Genomic DNA, 20,825 nt, shown 5'->3' with positions numbered 1-20,825 from the left:
GCGCTACTGCACCGGCGCTGTTGGGTGGACCTGAGCTGCGATGGGAAAGAAGATCCGGAAGACGGTTCCAAAGCCGGATCTGCTGCGCACCGCGACGCGGGCATTATGCTTGTCGAGAATCCCTTTCGAGACCCACAGCCCCAGTCCCGTGCCTGCTTCGCCTTTCGTCGTCACGAAGGGGTGGAACAAGCGTCCGAGCATGTATGGGTCCATGCCCGAGCCACTGTCGGCGACAGTAACTGAAACGCCGAGCTGCCCGGTGTGATCCTTCGCAGATCGCACTACGAGGATGAGTCGCCCCTTTTCCGGCAGGGCATCGAGGGCATTTGAAACGAGATTGGTGAATACCTGCTGGATCTCGCCCGGCTGGCATAGAACTGCAGGCGCAGAGCGATAGCGGCGTTCGATTGAGATGTTGCGAAGGCGAATGGCAGGATCGTGAAAGTAAATCACCGAATCGAGGAGCTCGTCCAGGGCGGTCAAGGTCGGCGCGGTGCGCTGGCGATAGAACTTCAAGCTGCGCGCCGTGATGTGCGAAAGCCGCTGCAGTTCTTTGTCGGCAATTTCAAGCAAGTCTTTTGAGCTTGACGAGAGACCGGCATCGTTTTTAGCGAGGAAGAGCAGGTTGGTTACAGCTTCCAATGGATTGTTGATTTCGTGCGCAATGCTTGCGGCCAGGCGGCCTGCGGCAGCCAGTTGCTCTGACCGCCGCAGAGCCTGCTCGGCCTTGCGTGCTTCAGTGGTGTTGCGGCAATAAAGAATGATGCCTTCGCCGGGCTGCGGATAAACGTAGAACTGAAACCAGGTCTCGTTGCCGGGAGCAGGGAAGAACTGTTCGAACTCTACTGGAACGCGAGCCACCATGGCGCGGCGGAGGTTCGACTCCACTTCGCTCCCGATCAATTCTGGATAGAGATCCCATAGACGCGCGCCCATGTGTGGCTTGCCTGAAAGCGCAGCAAGCTGCATCGCGGCGGCGTTCATGTAAGTAATGCAGTAATCACGATCCATGGTGCAGAAGGCGACAGGGACATGCTCCAGCGCTTCGCCGGCAAACTGGCGGGCGCGGTTGATCTCCATGGTCAGCGCTGCTTTTTGTTCGGCGGCTTCGCGGCGCATGCGTGCCATCTTCAGCTGCGCATCGACGCGCGCGATCAGTTCGCGGGCGGTGAACGGTTTTGTGAGGTAGTCATCGGCGCCGGCTTCTACACCTTCAATGCGGGCCTCTTCGCCGGCGCGCGCCGAGAGCATGATGACGGGGATGGTAGCGGTCGCAGGATTGCGGTGGAGTGCCGAGAGCAGCGTAAAGCCATCCATCTCCGGCATCATTACATCGGTCAGGACAAGAGCTGGAGGTCTGCGCTCGATCTCTTCCATGGCTTGTTTTCCGTTTCCAGTGGCAACGACCTGAAAGCGCCCGGCCAGCAGGGAGCAAACATATTCGCGCATGTCGGCGTTATCGTCCACGAGAAGTACGATCGGCTTGGCCCCAGATGTTGTTCGTTCGTCGTCCTGGTCGCCGGCAACGGAACCGGCGATCTGGTTTCTCAATTGTTCGTGTCCCGGCATCCAGCCTAGCGCTTCCTGCACATAGGCCACCGCCGATCCTTGCACCACGAGCGGGCTGCTGGCATCCCTTGCTACCTGGCCGTGGGTAAGATGCTCATGTCCAAAGGGGAGGCGAACGCGGAAAGTGGTTCCCTCGTCCAGTTTGCTCTCGACGGCGATGGAGCCGCCATGCATTTCGACGAGTTCCTGTACAAGAGCGAGGCCGATTCCGCTTCCTTCGTGACTGCGTCGGCGGGCTCCTTCAATGCGGCTGAAGCGCTCAAATAGATGTGGCAGTTCTTGTTCTGGAACACCGGTGCCGGTATCGCGAACGGTGAGTTCCGCGCCGGTCTCGTCGTGGGAGATTGAAACTCGAATTTCGCCGTCGAATGTAGCCTTCAAGGCATTGGAGAGGAGGTTGAGAACAACCTTTTCCCACATCTCGCGATCGACATACATCGGCTCAGGTAGAGGCGGACATTCGACAATAAGCTTCAGCCCCGCGCGCTCCACGGCTGATCGGAAGACGCTGGCGAGTTGCGCAGTGAGGAGCGATAGATCGGTTGGCTGATAGGTGGCGCGCATGCGACCGACTTCGATGCGGACGAAATCAAGGAGGCCGTTCACCAGCTTGAGCAAGCGCAGGGCGTTCCGATGCAACATCTCCAGCGAATCGGGTGAAGGCGGGGTCTGGCTCAGCAAAGCATCCTCAATGGGACCGAGGATGAGTGTGAGCGGGGTGCGCAGTTCGTGGCTCACATTGCTGAAGAATGCAGTCTTGGCGCGGTCGAGGTCAGTCAATTCTTCTGCGCGCTTTTTTTCCGATTCATACGCCTCAGCATTGGTAATGCTGGCGGCAATCTGGCCGGCCGCCAGATCGAGAAAGCCGGCATAGCTCGCGTCAAATTGGCGGTAGGGATTCAGCGCCGCGATGAAGACGCCAGCCGGCTTCTCCTGGCCGCGTCTGAAGATCGGGACTAATCGCGCCTGGCTTGGTGGCTTATCCCACACGCCGTCCGGCAAATCCGGGAACAGATCTCCGAGGTGGTCGATGGTCATGGCACGGTTGGCGTTGAAGAGAATATCGACTGGCCACGGACTACTGAAGGATTCGGCGTCAATCTCGCGCGGCGCGACAGGATGGCCGGGGTCAATGCCGGTTTGTGCAACGAGGCAAAGCGTCGGGCCGCTGTTCTCAAAGCAGTAGACCAGAGCGAATGGAATATCCTTCTGATCTGCCAGGCCGCGTTCGATTGCTGCGAAAACCTCCTGTCGCGTATTGGCATCGACGAGCGCACCGGCCAGCGCGCTGAGCGACGTCAGCTGACGCTCGCCGCGCACGCGTTGCGTGTCTTCCATTACGACGCACAACATTCCATCGATCTGGTCGTTGGGTCCAGCCAAAGGACTGTAGGAGAAGGTGTGAAAGGTTTCTTCAGGGAAACCGCTGCGTTCAAGGATGAGGCCCAATGTCTCCTCCCATGACGCCTCTCCCGTCTTCATCACCCGCTCAATGCGCGGTCCGATGTCCGACCAAATCTCATGCCAGACCACCCGCGCCGGCTTTCCGAGGGCCCAGGGATGCTTCTTGCCCAAGGTGACGCGGGCGTAGGCATCGTTGTAAAGGAAGGTGAGCTCCGGGCCCCAGGCCATCCACATCGGGAAACGCGATGTAACAAGAATGCGCACCGCCGCCTTGAGGCTGTCGGGCCACGCGGCCACGTGACCAAGTGGTGTTGTAACCCAATCGTAGGAACTGATCAACTGGCTCATTCCAGATGGCTGCATCGTGCCCGTCTGGCTGGGTTGTGGTGTGCCTTCTTGCATCCGGATCCTCTTTGACTTTCATTAACCCCATCGCACCACTTCAGCATCCGAATTCTGGTAACGGGGACCGCGACCGTTGCTTGGATTGGGACTTCTGATAACGCACTTAGATGCCCTTGTATCTCTCATTGTTGCTTAGATATTCGCTTGCACCGGAACTCGATCCTGTAATCGGGCATGGGCACCGATATTTGGCGTTATGGGTGGCAGGGCAGGCTCATGCCCGTGTATTCTCGGCCCATGTCCGTCGACCCAATTCCGACGTCTTTGGCCGCCAACCACCTGGAAGGGGCTTCATCTTCCTACCTGCGTTCGGCGCGGCATCAGCCCGTGCATTGGCACCCGTGGGGGGAGACTGCGTTCGCTCGAGCAGAGACCGAGAACAAGCCGATTCTCCTGGATATTGGCGCGGTGTGGTGCCATTGGTGTCACGTAATGGATCGGGAGTCCTACGAGGATCCGGAGATCGCCCGCATCATCAACGAACATTTTATTGCCATAAAAGTTGACCGGGATGAACGCCCTGATGTTGATGCGCGCTACCAGGCAGCCGTCTCGGCAATCAGCCAACAAGGTGGCTGGCCGCTGACGGGCTTTCTGACGCCTGATGGCAGGCCATATTTCGGCGGTACGTATTTCCCTCGCGACGATCGATACGGCCGTCCCGGATTTGGCCGGGTATTGCTGACCATGGCCCAGGTATGGCGTGAGCGGCGCGACGAAGCCTTGGAATCTGCTGCCAGTGTGATGTCGGCCATCGAACACAACGAGAGCTTTTCCGCGCGCGGCGGAGATTTGAACCTGGCGCTGGTAGACAAGATTGCGGCCTCGGCGATTGCGCAGTTCGATCCCCGCAACGGAGGCTTCGGTTCGCAGCCCAAGTTTCCCCATCCCTCGATTCTGGATTTGCTGCTTGAGGTGGCGCTTAATCGCGGCAATGCTCAGGCACAAGAAGCCTTTATTGTCACTTTGGAGCGTATGACGCAGGGTGGCGTGTACGACCAGCTCGCCGGAGGCTTCCATCGCTATAGCGTGGACGAGCGATGGGTGGTGCCGCACTTCGAAAAGATGCTCTATGACAACACCGAGCTATTGCGGAACTATGCGCATGGCTACCAGAGCTTTGCGCGGACGGATTTCCGCCAGGCTGCCGAAGAGATTATCGCGTGGCTCGACGCGGTAATGACCGACCGAGACCGCGGTGGCTTCTATGCCTCTCAAGATGCTGATATCAGTCTTGATGACGATGGCGATTACTTTACGTGGACGCTCGACGAGGCCCGCGATGCGCTGGACGCGGATGAACTTGCGGTGGCCACGCGCTATTGGGACATCGGCGAGCTTGGAGACATGCATCATAATCCGGCGAAGAATGTGCTGCACCGCAAGTTCACGGTCGAAGAGGTTGCGGGGCAGTGCGGCAGATCGGCGGAACAAGCTCAGCGGCTTATCGATTCGGCGCGGGCGAAGATGCTCGTTGCGCGAGCCAAGCGCCCCACCCCCTTTATCGATCGCACGCTGTATACGGGCTGGAATGCGATGGCGGTGACTGCGTACATCGAGGCTGCTCGCGCGTTGCGCGCGGACGGACCTCGCACATTTGCACTGCGTACGCTGGATCGCCTTCTTGCGGAAGCCTGGGATGGTGCGGAGGCGCTTCAGCATGTCCTTGCTTATGGTGAATCGGATCGCAATACGCCTGGAGGAAAAGTCGCTGGCACGCTCGACGATTACGCCATGACGGTGCACGCATGCATCGACGGCTGGATCGCAAGTGGCGAGATGGGCTACTTCCAGGCAGCCGTGAAACTGGCCGATGCCATGATCGCGAAGTTTTACGACCGCACCGCCGGAGCGTTTTTCGACACTCCATTCGGGACAGAGGGCGCCGCTCCGCTTGGTGCCCTTACAGCGAGACGCAAGCCCCTGCAGGATTCGCCCACGCCCGCCGGCAATCCCACCGCCGCCGCGGCACTCCTGCGCCTGGAGGAATTGAGCGGGCGCAAGGAGTATCGCGAGATCGCAGAGGATACGCTCGAATCCTTCGCGGGCATCGTGGAGCACTTCGGGCTCTATGCCGGTAGCTATGGGCTGGCTCTGGAGCGACTTCTGGTTGACCCGGTGCAGGTTGTAGTTGTCGGCAACGGGTCGGAGGCGGACCAGCTTGAAACCCTGGCGATAGCCCGTTTCGCCATCAACAAGACGGTAATTCGCCTTGCGCCTGAGAAGCTGGTTGCGGGGGGTCTTCCCGAGGCGTTGGCCGAAACGGCGCTTCAGGTGCCAAGGCCGGCCGGTAAGACGGCCTGGGCGCTTGTTTGCCGCGGGCGGACTTGCCTGCCTCCAGTGACCAATGGGGAGGCTCTATTGCAGGCTCTCGGATAGATGGCAAATTGCGGCGGAAGGTCATCCGGCGTTGAAGGGGTTTGCCTCCTGGGGCTTTACCATAGTTGGATCGTGTATCGGGGGCTCTGGCGCTCCCTTGGGTGTGGCGCGCGGCAGAGTTGAATCCGAACCGGCGGTGAAGACCCGATAGGGATCTCCGGGCAGTATGTGGTTTTCTTCTAGCGCCAGCCGGACGCGTCGCCGGAACTCCCGCACCGGAGCATACTGCTGCGTTGCGCGCGTCTTGAAGACGACGGGGAAGATGAGCTCCGAGCCTTTCACTGCATCGACACCCAGTACTTGTGGATCGGCCATGAACACGTTCTTGAATTCTTCGCTGTTGCGGACATCCATGGCAATGTTCTTCAATAGCTCGGTGACTTTGTCGGGGTGCGCAGAAAAATCCACACTGACGTTGACCGTAGCCACTGAGTAGTCCATGCTCAGGTTTGCGACGGTCGTGATCTGCGAGTTCGGGACGACATAAAGCGTGCCATCTCCGTCGCGCAGGGTGGTCTTGCGAAGGGTCATGGACTCGACCACGCCCGACACCCCCGCAACCTTGATGGTCTCTCCAACGTTGAACTGATCTTCCAGCAGAATCAGGATCCCGTTCAGCATGTCGCGGACGATGTTTTGCGCAGCCAGACCGATGGCGACTCCGGCGACTCCTGCCGAGGCCAGCAGCGGAGCCAGGTTAACGCCAACAGCTGCCAGGAATTCCATGATGACAATTGCGGCGATGACCGTAAGCCCTGTGTTGCGAATGACGCCCGCCATGGTCTTCACCTGTGCGATGCGGCTATGTGCTGCCGCATGTTGCTCGGCAATCCGGATCATCCGGGCTGTAATCACGCTGAGGATCCGGTAAAGTACGAATGCGATAATGGCGGCAACGAGCAGGTGAGGAAGCTTCGAGTGAATAAATTCCTGCGCGTCGTAGATCCATTCATCCAGCACTTTTCCCATAAAGTGGCCCTCGGCGAACCATCCAGACCGCATTGCCAAAAGAATTGCGAGCATAAAACTCCTTTTTCCGTAACTATATTGTGCAGAATCGGCGCAGCCCCGCCGTGTGGGACCCAAGAAGCAGAGATGCACGCCGACGGCAAACTGCAATCGGGCTGTGGATATTTAGCTTTCGGCAGCCAGGTTCGGGGAGGTTTTTCATTTCTTGCCGTTGCAGATCCGCCGATTTCGGCGTGGCAAGCGGTTTCGCAGCCTACAGCCGCAGCCGCAGATCCTGCAGGCAGACCCAAGGTTCTGGATGAATGCCGATGGATTCAGCAGGCAGTGAGAGAAAGATATTGCGAAAGAAACGAGAAAACTGCTTTCATTAACCATCCCGAGGCCGTCAGGAAGGCATGGAAGATTGAAAAAACGGGGGCAGGAGATGAAGTGGAGGACGCAAATGGCCGGCTTTGGGTCGGTGTAGCCCGGTCAGATACATCCTTTGCTTCGCTTTTTTCTCTAAAGAGCGAGCATTGTCTCAGGCGGATAATGGATACGGTCCTCACAGAGGAGGTTCCGATGCGATCAGCGAAACGTCTCGATGATCTATGGGCTCGGGTCGAAGGCGAGGGGCTTTCATGGAGGCAGGTCTGCACCGGCCTGGTTTTTGCTGCTGCCCTTGCATGCCTGGCCCAGGACGGACAACCCGGAGCGGCCGCGGCGGGGCAACGCAACGCGTCACAGGCACCCGCGAGCCAGTCGAAAGACGCCAAATCGCAGGCGGATAGCCCCAAAGACTCAAAGTCGCAGCAGGTCTCCCAGGCAGAAACCGAGCGCAAGAGACAGATCGCCGACGAAAGCACCCAGCTGCTGGCGATGGCGGTTGCCCTGAAGGCCGAAGTGGACAAGACGACGAAAGACACTCTGTCGCTGACTGTGATTCGTAAAGCGGACGAGATTGAAAAGCTGGCAAAGACCGTCAAGGAGAAGATGAAGCAGGGTTCCGGTCCGAGTTAAGTCTGCGGCATCGTCGGCAGCCATTTCGACCATGAATCGATTCGCCGTGTGGAGAATTACCGAATACCCAAAAGGACGTGAGGTCCAGGTGCAGATTCCCCAGTGTCCAAATGATCGATCGAAACCGGCGGTTGACCCGTCGTTCTCTGAACTGAAGAGTTGGAAGTCGATGATTGTGGCCGGAGCGATCGCGTTGGCGTTCTTCCCCGCGAGTTCCGGAGGGGGGCAGCAGGGGGCAGCGCTGTCTCCTCCAAAACCGATTGTTATTCCCAATCGCACTCTTGATTCGCACGAACTCAACGAACTCGCAGAAAGGAATTTGAGAAGGAGAAACTATGAAGCAGCCAATGTTGAGCGAAAACGTGTGATCGACGAGGAAACCGAGAAATTAGTGATCCTGGCGCGGGATCTTAAAGCGAAAACGGAAAATCTCGGGAACGCCCAGTTAACACCAACGATGGTGCGTGAGGCCGAAGTGATTGAGTTGCTGGCAAACGACGTGAAGCAAAAAATGAAGCTCACCATAAACGCGGACTGATGGAGTTGGGGGCCAGAAGCAATGAAGGTCCGTTCAGTGTGGAATTTGACGGTGGTGGGTGTCGCCATGGTTATCCTGGCCGCAGCGTTGATCGGATGGACTCAATACTCGCCCACTGGAAGCGGTGTCACGATCCAGAGCCTTCCAAATCCGCGCGCCCAAGGTGGATTCGGCGAGACGATAGAAACCGACCCCGTTTTCGCTGCCAAACGTCTGAATGCTCTTAATGCGGACCGTCAGAAGTCCATGGTGTCTGACGCCGACAAACTGGTGAAACTGGCTCGTCAGCTGGACGCAGAGATTGCATCTAACCCAGCCAAAGGATTGACGTCTGAAGAACTGCGCAAAGTGGCGGAGATCGAGAAGTTGGCGCACAACGTGAAAGCGAAGATGGCTCAATCATTTGGCGGCGGACCGCAGTTCCGTCCACCGGACATTCCACTCGGGGGGCAAGGAAGGCAATAGCGATTGCTACAATCTTTGTATAGAGATATATAGACTCGAACGGCTATGAAGGATCCCGAATCTTGGAGTGAGACAAATGGGACTTGCGGTTTCCAGCGCTCATGCGCGGACGACGGGAGACGCCACTGGCAGCCTGAACTCGCAGGAGCTGATCAACATCTACCGGCTCATGTATCTGTCCCGCCGGATTGACGACCGCGAGATTTTTCTAAAAAAGCAGCAGAAGACTTTTTTCCAGATTTCGGCTGCCGGGCATGAGGCTCTTCAGGTGGGAGCCGCCCTGGCCCTCAAACCGGGGTACGACTGGTTTTTCCCCTATTATCGCGATCGGGCGTTGTGCCTGGCATTGGGCGTAACACCTGCCGATATGTTTCTGCAGGCTGTGGGAGCAGGCAACGATCCTGCCAGCGGCGGGCGGCAGATGCCGACGCACTGGAGCAGTCGTCCGCTTCACATCGTGAGCACGTCCTCGTCGACGGCCACGCAGATTCTGCATGCGGTCGGATGTGCCGAAGCAGGCCAGTACTTTAGCCGCCATCCTGAAGCCGCTGCGAAGGTCGAAGGTGATTATCGCGCCTATAACGAAGTCACATTCCACGGCGACGAAGTGGTGTTGGCCTGCGTGGGCGAGGGCTCCACTTCACAGGGAGAGTTCTGGGAAGCATTGAACACAGCTTCGAATCGGAAGCTTCCCGTTATCTTCATGATTGAAGACAACGGCTATGCGATCAGCGTGCCGGTTGAAGTGAACACGCCGGGGGGCAACATATCGCGGCTTGTTGCCAATTTTCCAAACTTCCACTTTGAAGAGATTGACGGCACCGACGCCGAGGCGAGCCTGCGTGCATTCCAAAGGGGCGCTGAGCACTGCCGCGCCGGGCTTGGTCCGGCTTTCGTTCATGGGCACTGCATCCGGATTTATTCCCACTCGCAGTCGGATGATGACAGGCTTTACCGTTCGGCGGCCGAGCGGGAAGCTGACGCCATGCGCGACCCGATCGCGAAGATGCGGATGCGGCTGCTGCGCGAGGGGATCCTGACGGCGGAGCAGATTAACGCACTCGAAAAGGAGGCGGAGCGCGAGGCTGCCGAAGCTGCTGAACGAGCGCTGGATGCGCCTCTGCCAGAGATCGCCAGTATTCCGCGCCACGTCTACTCAGAAGATCTCGACCCGACGCGCGCGGCCTTTGCCGGCGAGACTTTGCAAGCTGCGGGCGCGGGCCCGGGTAAGTCGGCAAGCGCCAAGGGCAGCGGACCGCGCACGATGGCCGACCTCATCAACGCCTGTCTGCACGATGAGATGAACCGCGACCCGCGCATCATCGTTTATGGCGAGGACGTGGCTGACGCCAGCCGCGAAGAAGCGCTCAGCGAAGTAAAGGGGAAGGGCGGCGTCTTCAAGCTGACATCCGGCTTGCAGACTGCTTTCGGTTCCGAGCGCGTCTTCAACTCGCCGCTGGCTGAAGCCAATATTGTGGGCCGGGCCGTCGGATACGCAGTCCGTGGCATGAAACCGGTCGTCGAGATTCAGTTCTTCGACTACATATGGCCCGCGGTGCACCAGATCCACAATGAACTGGCGCTTATGCGGTGGCGCTCGAACGGGGCGTGGGCTTCTCCAGCGGTGATTCGCGTTCCTATTGGCGGTTACCTGACCGGCGGCGCCATCTACCACTCGCAGTCGGGCGAGAGCTTCTTTACGCATATTCCAGGGCTGCGGGTTGTGTTTCCGTCGAACGCACTCGATGCTAATGGCTTGCTGAGAACCTCTATCCGGTGCGACGACCCTGTGCTGTTCCTGGAGCACAAGCGGCTTTATCGCGAATCGTATGGCCGCGCACCGTATCCGGGGCCCGATTTCGCGATTCCATTGGGCAAGGCAAAGATCGTCAGGCCCGGACAGCACATGACGCTGGTCACTTATGGGGCGCTGGTGCCACGAGCATTGCAGGCGGCACAAACCGCGAGCCGCGAGAAGGGCATCGAGGTCGAGGTAATCGACCTACGCACGCTGAGCCCGTACGATTGGGACGCCATCGCGACCTCTGTTCGCAAGACCAGCCGCGTGATCGTGGCGCACGAGGACATGCTCAGTTGGGGGTATGGCGCGGAGATCGCGGCTCGCATCGCCGACGAGCTGTTTGACGATCTCGACGCGCCGGTCAAGCGTATTGGTGCGATGGACACCTTTGTCGCCTACCAACCGGTGCTTGAAGATGCGATCCTGCCCCAGCCGGATACTGTACTGAAGGCCATTCAGGAGCTGCATTCGTACTGAGTGTTTTGTGACCCGGCGCTTATGGAGCGGCGTCCGTGGCGCCCGGATACAATGTTGGGATGGGCACCCATCCTGAACACAGCCATCTTCGCCGACCAATCTGGTCGAGCCTTGGCAGGCGGGCGGAATTGGCAGCATGAGTAGTTTTTTCCGCCTAGTTCGCTACGGGCTGCCCTATTCACTTCAATGGGCGCTGGGCGTTGTTTTGCTGGCTGCGGTCGGCGTTCTCGATACCTTCCGAGTTCTTTTGCTGCAGCCGGTCTTTGACCAGGTGCTTCGGCCCGATGCCGCTGAAGGGCCTATCCTACTGGGCCTTCCCAACAGTCGATGGCACTTTGACCTCAGGACGTTCGTTCCTCACTTCCTGCACATGCACAATGCATGGACCGTTGTAGCGACGTCGATTATTGCCGCCACGATCGCAAAGGGAGTGTGCGACTATCTCGGCACCTACCTGGTGAGCTACGCGGGATACGGGATGATCACCGATTTGCGGAATCATCTCTATGAGGCGACGCTTCGCCGTTCTGCAAGCTTTTTTCACAAGCACGCCACGGGAACGATTCTTTCTACGCTGATTAACGACGTAGATCGCGTGCAGCTTGCGCTGAGTTCCGTCATCGGCGAATTTCTGCAGCAATTTTTTACGTTCCTGGTCGGAATCGTTTTCGTGATTCGCCTCGGCGGACATTTGAGCTGGGCTCTCGTTCTGTTTGTTCCGGTAGTGATTACTTCGGCACGCAAGATCGGCCGAGAAGTCCGCACGCGCACACGTACAGGGCAGGACAAACTTGCTGAGATTCAGAACATCCTGCACGAAACCGTCACCGGCAATCGCATTGTGAAGGCATTCAACACCGAGATCTGGGAGATTCTCCGCTTCAAGCGAGCCGCCAAGCGCCTCTTGCGCGCCAACCTGCGCAACGTACGCATCCAGTCCATCAGCTCACCGTTAATGGATACTATCGGCGCCATTGCCATAGCCATGTTTCTTCTCGTCGGCCGCAATGAGATTCAGCACGGCCGCATGACCATGGGGCTTTTCGGCGCTTTCATTTTCCTGCTGTTCAAGCTCTACGATCCGGTGCGAAAGTTTGCATACTTCTACAACAGCTTCCAGCAGGCGATGGGAGCTTCGGCTTCGATTTTCGCCTTCTTCGATGCCAAGGATGACGTGAAGGAGCGTCCCCATGCCGCGGCGATGCCGCAGTTTTCTAACTCCATCCGGTTCGATAACGTAGGCTTCTCCTATTCCACTGAAAAAGGCGAAGAGCAGATTCTGCATAACGTCGAACTCGAGATTCACGCCGGCGAACTGCTGGCCCTGGTGGGGCCCAGCGGTGCAGGGAAGTCGACGCTCGTCAACCTGATTCCGCGGTTCTTCGACGTCACGTCAGGGCGCATTCTCATCGACGGCCGCGACATCCGCGAGATGACTCTGGGTTCGTTGCGCCGGCAGGTCGCGCAGGTTACGCAGGAGACGATTCTCTTCAACGACACGGTGCGGAACAACATCGCCTACGGCCAGCCGGACGCGAAGAATGAACTGGTGGAGCAGGCCGCCCGCAACGCTTTGGCGCACGACTTCATCATGCGCATGCCGCAGGGCTATGCCACGGTTATTGGCGAAAAGGGTTTCAGGCTCTCCGGTGGCGAAAAGCAGCGCCTGGCGATTGCGCGCGCCATTCTTAAAAATGCGCCGATTCTGATTCTCGACGAAGCAACCTCGGCGCTCGATGCGGAGAGTGAATCGTTGGTGCAGGCCGCGTTGTCGAACCTGATGCAAAACCGTACTGTGCTGGTGATTGCGCATCGGCTTGGAACGATTCGCCGCGCCAATCGCATCGCTGTGCTCGAGCGTGGCCGCATTACCGCGGTCGGCTCACACGAGGAATTGCTGACCATTTCACCCACATACCAGAGACTCCATCAACTGCAATTCATGGATGTACCTGAGCAGGAAGATTCTCTGGAGTCTGAATCACGAGCCCTCGACCGGCTTTTGCAGCCGACACTCTGGGCCGAGGCAGAGGACAGGTAAGAATGCCTATTTATTCGATGACCGGATTTGCCCGCACCCAGGTGCGCGTTCACGATCAGCTTGCCTACACGCTTAGCGTGAAAAGCGTTAATCATCGTTTTCTCGATATTCAGTTGCGCTTGCCGGCGGGGCTCGATGCGCTGGAAATGGAGATGCGCCGCGTGCTGAAAGAAAGCCTCGTGCGCGGACACGTGGAAGTGACGCTTTCAGTTGATCGCACGGTGCAGCAGAAGGCGGGCTATAACCGCGAGATGGTCGCCGGATACATCGATGCATTCAAGCAGGCGTGCAAAGAGTTTCGGATGAAGGGGGAGCCGGATCTAAACGTCGCCCTGCGTATGCCCGGCGCGTTGCAATCCGAAACACGCAACAGTTCGGAAGAAGATGTTGTCGCGCTGACAGAAAGCGCCACACGCGAGATCGGACCGCTGCTTGAAGAACTCAAGATAATGCGTGCTCGCGAAGGCGAATCGCTTGAGGCCATTTTGCGGTCGTGTCTCTCTCGCCTCGCGGAAGCGGTGGAGGGCGTGGCAGCAATGCGCCCCGAGGTGGAACAGCGCTACCAGGAGCGGCTGACACAGCGTTTAACCGCTGCGACGGGGAACGAGTTTAATCGCCAGCGGCTGCTGGAAGAGGTTGCCGTGCTCGTGGATCATAGCGACATCTCAGAAGAGCTTGAGCGCATGGTCACGCATATCGGACATTTTCGTGAATTGCTGACTGCAGGCGGCGAAGTGGGCAAGAAGCTGGACTTTCTGCTGCAGGAGATGAATCGTGAGGCCAACACGCTGCTCTCGAAGACCGGCGGGGTTGGCGGCAAAGGCACACGCATCACCGAACTTGGCCTGGCCATGAAAGCCGATATCGAGAAAGCCCGCGAGCAGATTCAGAACGCGGAATAGCTGTTCTCTGAAGTATGAGTTGAGTCGAGGACGAAAGGGACTATCGCACGTGGCAGGAATACTTTTTATTATTTCGGCACCATCGGGCTCAGGCAAGAGCACGCTCGTGAGCGAACTTCGCAAGCAGGTCATTGGCGTGGATTTTTCCATTTCGTGGACCACGCGTCCGCCGCGCGGATCAGAGGAGCACGGCCGTGAATACTATTTCACCAGCCGCCAAGAATTTGAGCGCATGATCGCCGAGGGCAAATTCCTGGAGCACGCTGAGGTCTTCGGCAACTACTACGGCACCGCTCGGCACTCGCTTGAAGATGCCCGCCGCCAGGGACACGACCTGCTTCTGGATATCGATGTGCAGGGAGCGGCGCAGGTTCGAGCCGCGATGCCTGAAGCCGTAAGTATCTTTGTTCTGCCACCCACGCCCAAGGTTCTCCGAACCCGGTTGCGAAATCGCAGCCGTGCGGAAGGTGTTGTAAACGAAGCGGAACTCTACCGGCGGCTCAGCGAAGCCAGCAAGGAAATTGAGAATTATCGCGATTACAGCTATATTCTCATCAACGACATTCTTGATCGGGCGGTCGCGCAGCTTGAGGCTATTGTTCTTGCGGAGCGGTACTACCGCAATGCCGAGCCAATTGCTTACCGTTCGAGCAGGGTGTTGGAGGTCGCCGCGGCCTGTCGTCAGTCGAACTCGAGGGAGCGGCTTAAACCTGTGCTGGAAGCCTTCGGGATTGAAGGCGGCTCCGGACAGCAACAACTTCCCTTTGGAGAGGATCCCGATGACGATTGAAACCAGCTTCGATTCGAACTACCGCAAGGTACTCGTGGCAGCCCGTCGTGCACGTCAGATCCAAAGCGGTTCGGCAGCTCTAGTTCAGAGTCGCTCGACCAAGGCGTGCCGAATCGCGCAAGATGAAATCGACGCCGGCAAGATTTCTTACGTCAAAAAGGAACAGCCCGTTGTGAAGCCGCTGGTGGCGGAAAACGGCATTCCCATACTCTAGTCTCAAAGCCGTCCGTTCGGTTGTAGTGACGCATCGGAGCTTCCATCGATCTTTCGGCAAGCGCGTGCCTCAGGTGTGCAAGTGGGCACGCCATATCGTGTCAAATCAAGCGGGACTACAATTGTAGATATGCGAGTAACGGTCGGCGTCTCCGGCGGCATTGCGGCTTACAAAGCGGCGGAACTGGTGCGCGCCTTGCAGCGGCGCGGCATGGAAGTGCACGTGGTGATGACCGAGGCCGCAACTCGCTTCGTGCAGCCGCTCACATTCGCAGCGCTTACCGGCCACAAGGTTATTGCCAGTCTCTGGGAAGATTCCGACAGCAACGAAGCGACCTACGAATCCACCATCGAGCACATTGGCGAGGCGCAGTGGACCGAGGCGCTGATTGTCGCTCCGGCCACGGCCGACATTCTCGCGAAATTTGCGCAGGGCATTGCCAACGACTTTCTGACCACCATGTATCTAGCCACGCGGGCCACGGTTCATGTTGCTCCGGCGATGAACGTGAACATGTGGCAACATCCGGCCGTACAGGCCAATCTCGACATTCTGCGAGAGCGCGGAGTGCGCGTCATCGATCCGGGCACCGGGGACCTGGCATGCGGCATGGTTGGTGAAGGACGCATGGCCGAGCCCGAGGCTATTGCCGACATCGTGTTCCAATCAATGGGCCGGCGTAATGACATGGCTGGCGAGACGGTTCTTGTAACCGCAGGCGGCACGCGCGAGGCACTCGATCCGGTCCGCTACATTGGTAATCGCTCCAGCGGCAAAATGGGCTATGCATTGGCGGACGCGGCGCAAAGTCGCGGAGCCAAAGTCATTCTCATCAGTGGACCGTCGGCTCTGCATCCACCAGCACGCTGTGAAGTTGTGCAGGTTACTACCGCCGGGGAGATGCGCAAGGCCGTATTGGAACGCATGGTGGAAGCCACCATGGTCATCAAGGCCGCAGCCGTTGCGGATTACCGTCCCCTCAACGTCTCCGAGCAGAAACTGAAACGCTCAGGACCCATGACGCTGGAACTCGCGCCGACCGAAGACATTCTTGCAGAAGTGACGAAGCAGCGCCGGCCAGGGCAGCTTATTGTCGGCTTTGCTGCCGAGACGCAGAACACCATGGAGAATGGCCGCGCCAAGCTGCTGCGCAAGGGCGCCGATGCGATCGTGGTCAATGATGTTTCTGCCGAAGGCGTGGGCATTGATTCCGACCGTAATGCGGCGACGTTTCTTACTCTTTCAACCTCCATCGAATTGCCGGAGATGACGAAGCGCAAGCTTGCCGACCGCATTCTCGATGAGATTTCCGCCCTGCGTCGACCGCGACCCTTAGTTTTTGAAGTCGATGAAGGTAGCCCGCAGGACAGAGTTCTGAACGAATCCGCCGCACCCGTCACCTCTCGCCGCCAGATCATCGTGGAGTAGCCTAGATTGCCTGCGCTCGACCCCGCAACCCGCGAAGCGCTTGAAGCGCGCCTGCGCTTCTACCGTGAACTCGGCCTCACCGATTTCTATCGCCGGCCTGTCGACGCATCACAGATCATTGCTTCGGCCGGGGTCTCGAATGACCGGGAGAATGTCTCAATCACCCAGGATATGGGTGCACCATGTCTCGCTTCTGAGACCTTGGATCGAATCGATTTAACCTCAAAGCTACAGGAGAACTCACCCATTCCACCTCGCAAGACTTTCCAAGCTCCGCCGCCTGTTGCGCCTGAAGTTCTCCGGGCAGACCGCGCATCTGCCCTTCAGCTTATTCGCGAAGACATCGGCGACTGCACTCGCTGCGCGCTCCACAAGGGGCGCAACAAGATTGTGTTTGCTGATGGCGACGCAAACGCGCGTCTTATGTTCGTGGGCGAGGGGCCGGGCGCCGATGAAGATGCACAGGGGCTGCCGTTTGTCGGACGTGCCGGACAACTGCTCAATAACATGATTGCCGCCATGGGCCTCAAGCGCGAAGAAGTCTACATTGCCAACGTGGTCAAATGCCGTCCCCCGCAGAACCGAACCCCTGAGCCTGAAGAAGCCAACACCTGCTCGCCGTTCCTGTTCCGCCAGATCGACGTGGTGCGTCCCGAAGTGATCGTCGCGCTCGGCGCCACCGCCGCAACCTACTTGCTCGGTCAGCGTCAGCCGCTCGCCGGACTTCGTGGCCGCATTCACGCATTTCGTGGCAGCAAGCTGATCGTTACGTACCACCCGGCGTTCCTGCTGCGCGACCCGAGGCAGAAGAAGGAAGCGTGGGCAGACCTGCAGATTGCGATGCGCGAGTTGGGATTGAAGGGGGCAAGCTCGCAGGTCTGACTCGCTATGGCGCTTCAAAGCGAGATGCCGAGCCGGGAGGGCTACCTGCGACGGTGCTTCGCTTTCGCCCTGGCCATGACTGCGAAGGGGGAGGCGACCGTTATCACAATGAGCGCTAAGACCAACAGCAAAAGGAACATGCTCGCTCGCTTTCTTCAGATTCAGCGTTGGAACAGGACAAGGATGGCGCGCCGCAAGGATGATAGCCATAACTCGTTTGCAGGTGGTAATGGCCGAAAGGTTGCAGGCTGAAGGGGTGCCTTGCACTTGTCAAGCTTGGTTGGCGGTGATCATAACTGCCCAGCCCAATCGATCCTGCCGAAACGCACCTACAATATCTGCGACTCTCATTCGTCTAGCTCAGTAGATGGGTGGGCAATCGAGCATGATCGCGATGATCGAGCAAGACCGTCAAATCGCAGATGTCATAGCCAAGGAGCGTTCCCGTCTGCGCAGCTTCATTCGCCGCCGGGTTGCGAACGAAGCGGACGCCGAAGACCTGCTGCAGGATGTTTTTGCGGAACTGGTGGAAGCTTATCGACTGCTGATGCCGATTGAGTTTGTGACGGGCTGGTTGTTTCGAGTCGCCCGCAATCGAATTACGGACCTCTTTCGCAAGAAGCGGCCGGAAGCATTCAGCGAAGTGCTCCACGAGGACGAAGAGGGAGCGATGCTTGACGTCGAAGACCTTTTGCCCTCACCCGATGCGGGCCCTGAGGCGCAGTACATACGCAGCTTTCTGCTGGACGAGCTGCAAAATGCGCTATCTGAATTGCCAGCCGAGCAGCGCGAAGTCTTTGTGGCCCATGAACTCGAAGGCCGCAGTTTCAAGGAAATGTCGGCGGAGAGCGGCGTAAGCGTGAATACGCTGTTATCGCGCAAGCGCTACGCGCTGCTACACCTGCGCAGGCGATTGCAAACCGTTCACGATGAGTTTCTGGAAAAGTGAGGAAGGTTATGAAGAAGATATGGATTGCTCTGATTGCTCCGCCGGCCGTTGTGCTGTTTGTGTGGCTCTTTGGCGAGTTGATGATGCATCTGTGGAATTGGCTGCTCCCTCCACTGTTTGGCCTGCACATGATCACTTTCTGGCAGGCTCTCGGGTTGCTGCTACTGAGCCGTATTCTGTTCGGAAGCTGGGCAGGCGGCGGTGGCAATCGGGGACCGCGTGGACGCAGGGCAAAGTGGGACAAGATGACACCGGAGGAACGCGAAAGGCTCCGCCAAAGGTGGGGTGCGCGGTGCGGAGGTCTTCCAGCAGGACCGGGCGAAAGCGGGGAGCCGGTTTAATCGTGATTCCTGATCGCCACCGCAATCACTCACTTTGATGGGGGAAGAAGACATGGGGCGCCGATAGCGACTCCTTCCGGCGTCGACTTGCAAAGGCGCAAGAGGTAAGCCGACGCATTGATGATGATTGAATGCCTTTGAGCCTCCTCCCGATAGTTCTCGAAGGATTCGCTCAACACGTTGACCAAAGTGCAAAACTGCGACTTGATTTTCAGTGTCGCGGAATCGCGCCCTGGTTGACATGTTCATTGTGCTTCGTGGAACTTGAGCAAACCAATCAGCGTATATTCATCGCAATTCCCCAATGGAAGTCACGAGAGGGTTGCGATGCGTACATTGCGTCAGGATGTTCTCTATGCATTGCGGCAGATGCGTTTGTCGCCCGTATTCACGCTGACGGCCATGCTGACCCTGGCGCTGGGAATTGGAGCGACCACGGCGATTTTCTCGCTGATTGACAGCGTGATGCTGAAGTCATTGCCTGTGGCCGATCCGTCACGGCTCTATCGCGTAGGTTCGGGGATGAACTGCTGCGGGCAGATTGGTCCGCAGAAAGAGTGGGGCATCTTTCCCTACACGCTGTATCAGCGGATTGCCGCGGCAGCGCCTGAATTTGAGCAGACTGCGGCGTTCGAAGCGTGGCACTCGGAATTCAGCGTGCGGCGCGCCGACAGCAACGAACCGGCGAAGCCGCTTCGCAGTGAGTACGTTTCCGGGAATTATTTCGCAACCCTGGGGATTCAAGCATTTGCCGGGCGAACTCTGACGCCCTCCGACGATCAACCGGCTGCGGCGCCTGCCGCCATGCTGAGTCATCGCGTGTGGCAGCAGGAATACGGATCAGATCCGAAAATTGTGGGTTCGAGCTTTGTACTCGATGGCCATCCCTTCACAATCGTTGGCGTCACCCCGCCTGGGTTTTACGGCGAAACGCTGCGCAGCGACCCGCCCGAGATGTTTGTGCCGTTACAGCAGGAGCCGGTACTTGCCGGCCAGAACACGGTAATCAAGACGCCTCTTGCCTGGTTGCGCGTGATTGGGCGGCTGCGGCCGGGCGCGAAGACCGATGGAATGGCCGCGCGATTCACGACCATAACGCGCGAGTGGCTGGTGAGCGAACTCGGTGCAGAGTATCCGCAGTATCTGGATCAACTGAAGAAGGTCCTGCCCACCGAAACGGTGGCCTTAGTTCACGCGGGCGGCGGCGTGGCCGAGATGAAGGCGGGATACGAGAGCAGCCTTCGGATTCTCATGGTCGTGTGCGGATTGGTACTGCTGATTGCCTGCGCGAATCTGGCGAACCTGTTGCTGGCACGAGGGTCGGCACGCGGGACGCAGGCAGCCGTACGGCTGGCAATGGGTGCGACGAAGATGCGACTGGTGAGGCAATCGCTTACTGAGAGCGTGGTGCTGGCAGTCCTGGGTGGCGCTGCAGGGATTGTCGTTGCGTTCCTCGGCGTGAAAGTCATTGTGGCTCTGGCGTTTCACTCCGCACACTATGTGCCTCTGAACGCGGCTCCGTCGCTGGCGGTGCTGGGATTTGCGTTCGGCATGGCACTCCTGACCGGGCTGCTGTTTGGAACGGCGCCAGCCTGGTTCGCGGCCCGCACCAATCCCGCAGTGGTTTTGCACGGCGTGGGGCGCAGTACGCGCGACAGCAGGGCATTGCCGCAGAAGATGCTGGTGGTTGTACAGGCAACCTTGTCCGTCGTGCTGCTGACCGGTGCGGGCCTACTGACGCGCAGCCTGGTGAAGATGGAGCATCAGAACTTCGGATTCGAGACCAACCACCGGGTGAGCCTGCGCGTGAATGCGCCATTTTCCTCCTATTCACCCGAGAAACTGGATGCCACGTATCGCGCGCTGCAGGAGCGGCTGAAACGGATTCCCGGCTTACAGGGAGCGGCCCTGGCTATGTATACGCCATTCACGAATAACTGGGATGCCATGATTGCGCGCCAGGGGCAGGGCACCATCGATGTAAATGGAGATAACGGGTCGTCCTGGGATCGGGTGAGCGCTGGCTATCTGGAGATGATGGGGCAGCGAATCGTGCGTGGGCGAAGCATTACGGAACAGGACACGGCCTCGACACCCAATATTGCGGTTGTGGATGAGGCATTCGTGAAGAAGTTCTTCAAGCCGGGAGAAGAACCGATTGGCACACATTTCGGCATGAATGATGCGGTGTACAGCGGAATGTACGAGATTGTAGGTGTGGTGCGAACGTCAAACTATACCGATCCGAGCGGCCATTGGCGGATGCCATTGC

Annotated in this window: 16 protein-coding genes; 14 read left to right on the top strand and 2 right to left on the bottom strand. The window is 58.4% G+C overall.

Annotation, left to right across the window (positions count from 1 at the left end; all coding sequences use genetic code 11):
- Window positions 1-3 precede the first annotated feature (3 nt).
- Window positions 4-3,375 (bottom strand): ATP-binding protein, encoded by a 3,372-nt coding sequence (locus WA354_RS05860; RefSeq protein WP_472812076.1) that lies wholly within the window; start codon window positions 3,373-3,375, stop codon window positions 4-6.
- A gap of 219 nt (window positions 3,376-3,594) precedes the next feature.
- On the opposite strand from WA354_RS05860, the gene WA354_RS05855 reads away from it, so the two are divergent.
- The gene (locus WA354_RS05855; protein ID WP_472812075.1) at window positions 3,595-5,757 is read left to right on the top strand and encodes a thioredoxin domain-containing protein; all 2,163 of its coding nucleotides are present in this window, start codon (window positions 3,595-3,597) and stop codon (window positions 5,755-5,757) included.
- Window positions 5,758-5,778: 21 nt separating this feature from the next.
- Here WA354_RS05855 and WA354_RS05850 read toward each other — a convergent pair whose 3' ends face one another.
- Window positions 5,779-6,780: a mechanosensitive ion channel family protein gene (locus tag WA354_RS05850; protein ID WP_472812074.1), complete on the bottom strand. Its 1,002-nt coding sequence runs from the start codon at window positions 6,778-6,780 to the stop codon at window positions 5,779-5,781.
- A gap of 507 nt (window positions 6,781-7,287) precedes the next feature.
- Between WA354_RS05850 and WA354_RS05845 the strand changes: the two genes are divergently transcribed.
- The 13 genes from WA354_RS05845 to WA354_RS05785 form a co-directional block, all read left to right on the top strand.
- Complete coding sequence (locus WA354_RS05845) at window positions 7,288-7,725, top strand: hypothetical protein (RefSeq protein ID WP_472812073.1); 438 nt, start codon at window positions 7,288-7,290, stop codon at window positions 7,723-7,725.
- Window positions 7,726-7,756: 31 nt separating this feature from the next.
- Entirely contained in the window at window positions 7,757-8,263 is a 507-nt protein-coding gene (locus WA354_RS05840) for a hypothetical protein (protein WP_472812072.1), read from the top strand.
- 21 nt (window positions 8,264-8,284) lie between these two features.
- Window positions 8,285-8,728: a hypothetical protein gene (locus tag WA354_RS05835; protein ID WP_472812071.1), complete on the top strand. Its 444-nt coding sequence runs from the start codon at window positions 8,285-8,287 to the stop codon at window positions 8,726-8,728.
- Window positions 8,729-8,804: 76 nt separating this feature from the next.
- Window positions 8,805-11,006, top strand: coding sequence for an alpha-ketoacid dehydrogenase subunit alpha/beta (locus WA354_RS05830; RefSeq protein ID WP_472812070.1), 2,202 nt, complete (start codon window positions 8,805-8,807; stop codon window positions 11,004-11,006).
- Between the two features lie 136 nt (window positions 11,007-11,142).
- On the top strand, window positions 11,143-13,047 hold the full coding sequence (locus WA354_RS05825) for an ABC transporter ATP-binding protein (RefSeq protein ID WP_472812069.1): 1,905 nt from the start codon (window positions 11,143-11,145) through the stop codon (window positions 13,045-13,047).
- A gap of 2 nt (window positions 13,048-13,049) precedes the next feature.
- Complete coding sequence (locus tag WA354_RS05820; protein ID WP_472812068.1) at window positions 13,050-13,949, top strand: YicC/YloC family endoribonuclease; 900 nt, start codon at window positions 13,050-13,052, stop codon at window positions 13,947-13,949.
- Between the two features lie 49 nt (window positions 13,950-13,998).
- Window positions 13,999-14,739 (top strand): guanylate kinase, encoded by a 741-nt coding sequence (gene gmk, locus WA354_RS05815; RefSeq protein ID WP_472812067.1) that lies wholly within the window; start codon window positions 13,999-14,001, stop codon window positions 14,737-14,739.
- The gene (gene rpoZ, locus WA354_RS05810) at window positions 14,729-14,953 is read left to right on the top strand and encodes a DNA-directed RNA polymerase subunit omega (protein ID WP_472810341.1); all 225 of its coding nucleotides are present in this window, start codon (window positions 14,729-14,731) and stop codon (window positions 14,951-14,953) included. The genes gmk and rpoZ overlap by 11 nt, the downstream gene beginning before the upstream one ends.
- Window positions 14,954-15,082: 129 nt before the next feature.
- Window positions 15,083-16,381: a bifunctional phosphopantothenoylcysteine decarboxylase/phosphopantothenate--cysteine ligase CoaBC gene (gene coaBC / locus WA354_RS05805; protein WP_472812066.1), complete on the top strand. Its 1,299-nt coding sequence runs from the start codon at window positions 15,083-15,085 to the stop codon at window positions 16,379-16,381.
- A gap of 6 nt (window positions 16,382-16,387) precedes the next feature.
- Window positions 16,388-17,263 carry a uracil-DNA glycosylase gene (locus WA354_RS05800; RefSeq protein WP_472812065.1) on the top strand — a complete coding sequence of 292 codons (876 nt, stop codon included), beginning with the start codon at window positions 16,388-16,390 and terminating at the stop codon, window positions 17,261-17,263.
- A 394-nt stretch (window positions 17,264-17,657) separates the two neighbouring features.
- Window positions 17,658-18,212 (top strand): RNA polymerase sigma factor, encoded by a 555-nt coding sequence (locus WA354_RS05795; RefSeq protein ID WP_472812064.1) that lies wholly within the window; start codon window positions 17,658-17,660, stop codon window positions 18,210-18,212.
- Between the two features lie 8 nt (window positions 18,213-18,220).
- The gene (locus WA354_RS05790; RefSeq protein WP_472812063.1) at window positions 18,221-18,553 is read left to right on the top strand and encodes a hypothetical protein; all 333 of its coding nucleotides are present in this window, start codon (window positions 18,221-18,223) and stop codon (window positions 18,551-18,553) included.
- A gap of 327 nt (window positions 18,554-18,880) precedes the next feature.
- Window positions 18,881-20,825 (top strand): ADOP family duplicated permease (locus WA354_RS05785; protein ID WP_472812062.1); only part of this gene is annotated, 1,945 nt, incomplete at its 3' end.

The organism is Occallatibacter sp., from assembly GCF_049802275.1.
Classification (GTDB): domain Bacteria; phylum Acidobacteriota; class Terriglobia; order Terriglobales; family Acidobacteriaceae; genus Telmatobacter.
Note: the sequence above shows the minus strand (reverse complement) of the source record. Positions and strands in the feature narration are given on the sequence as shown.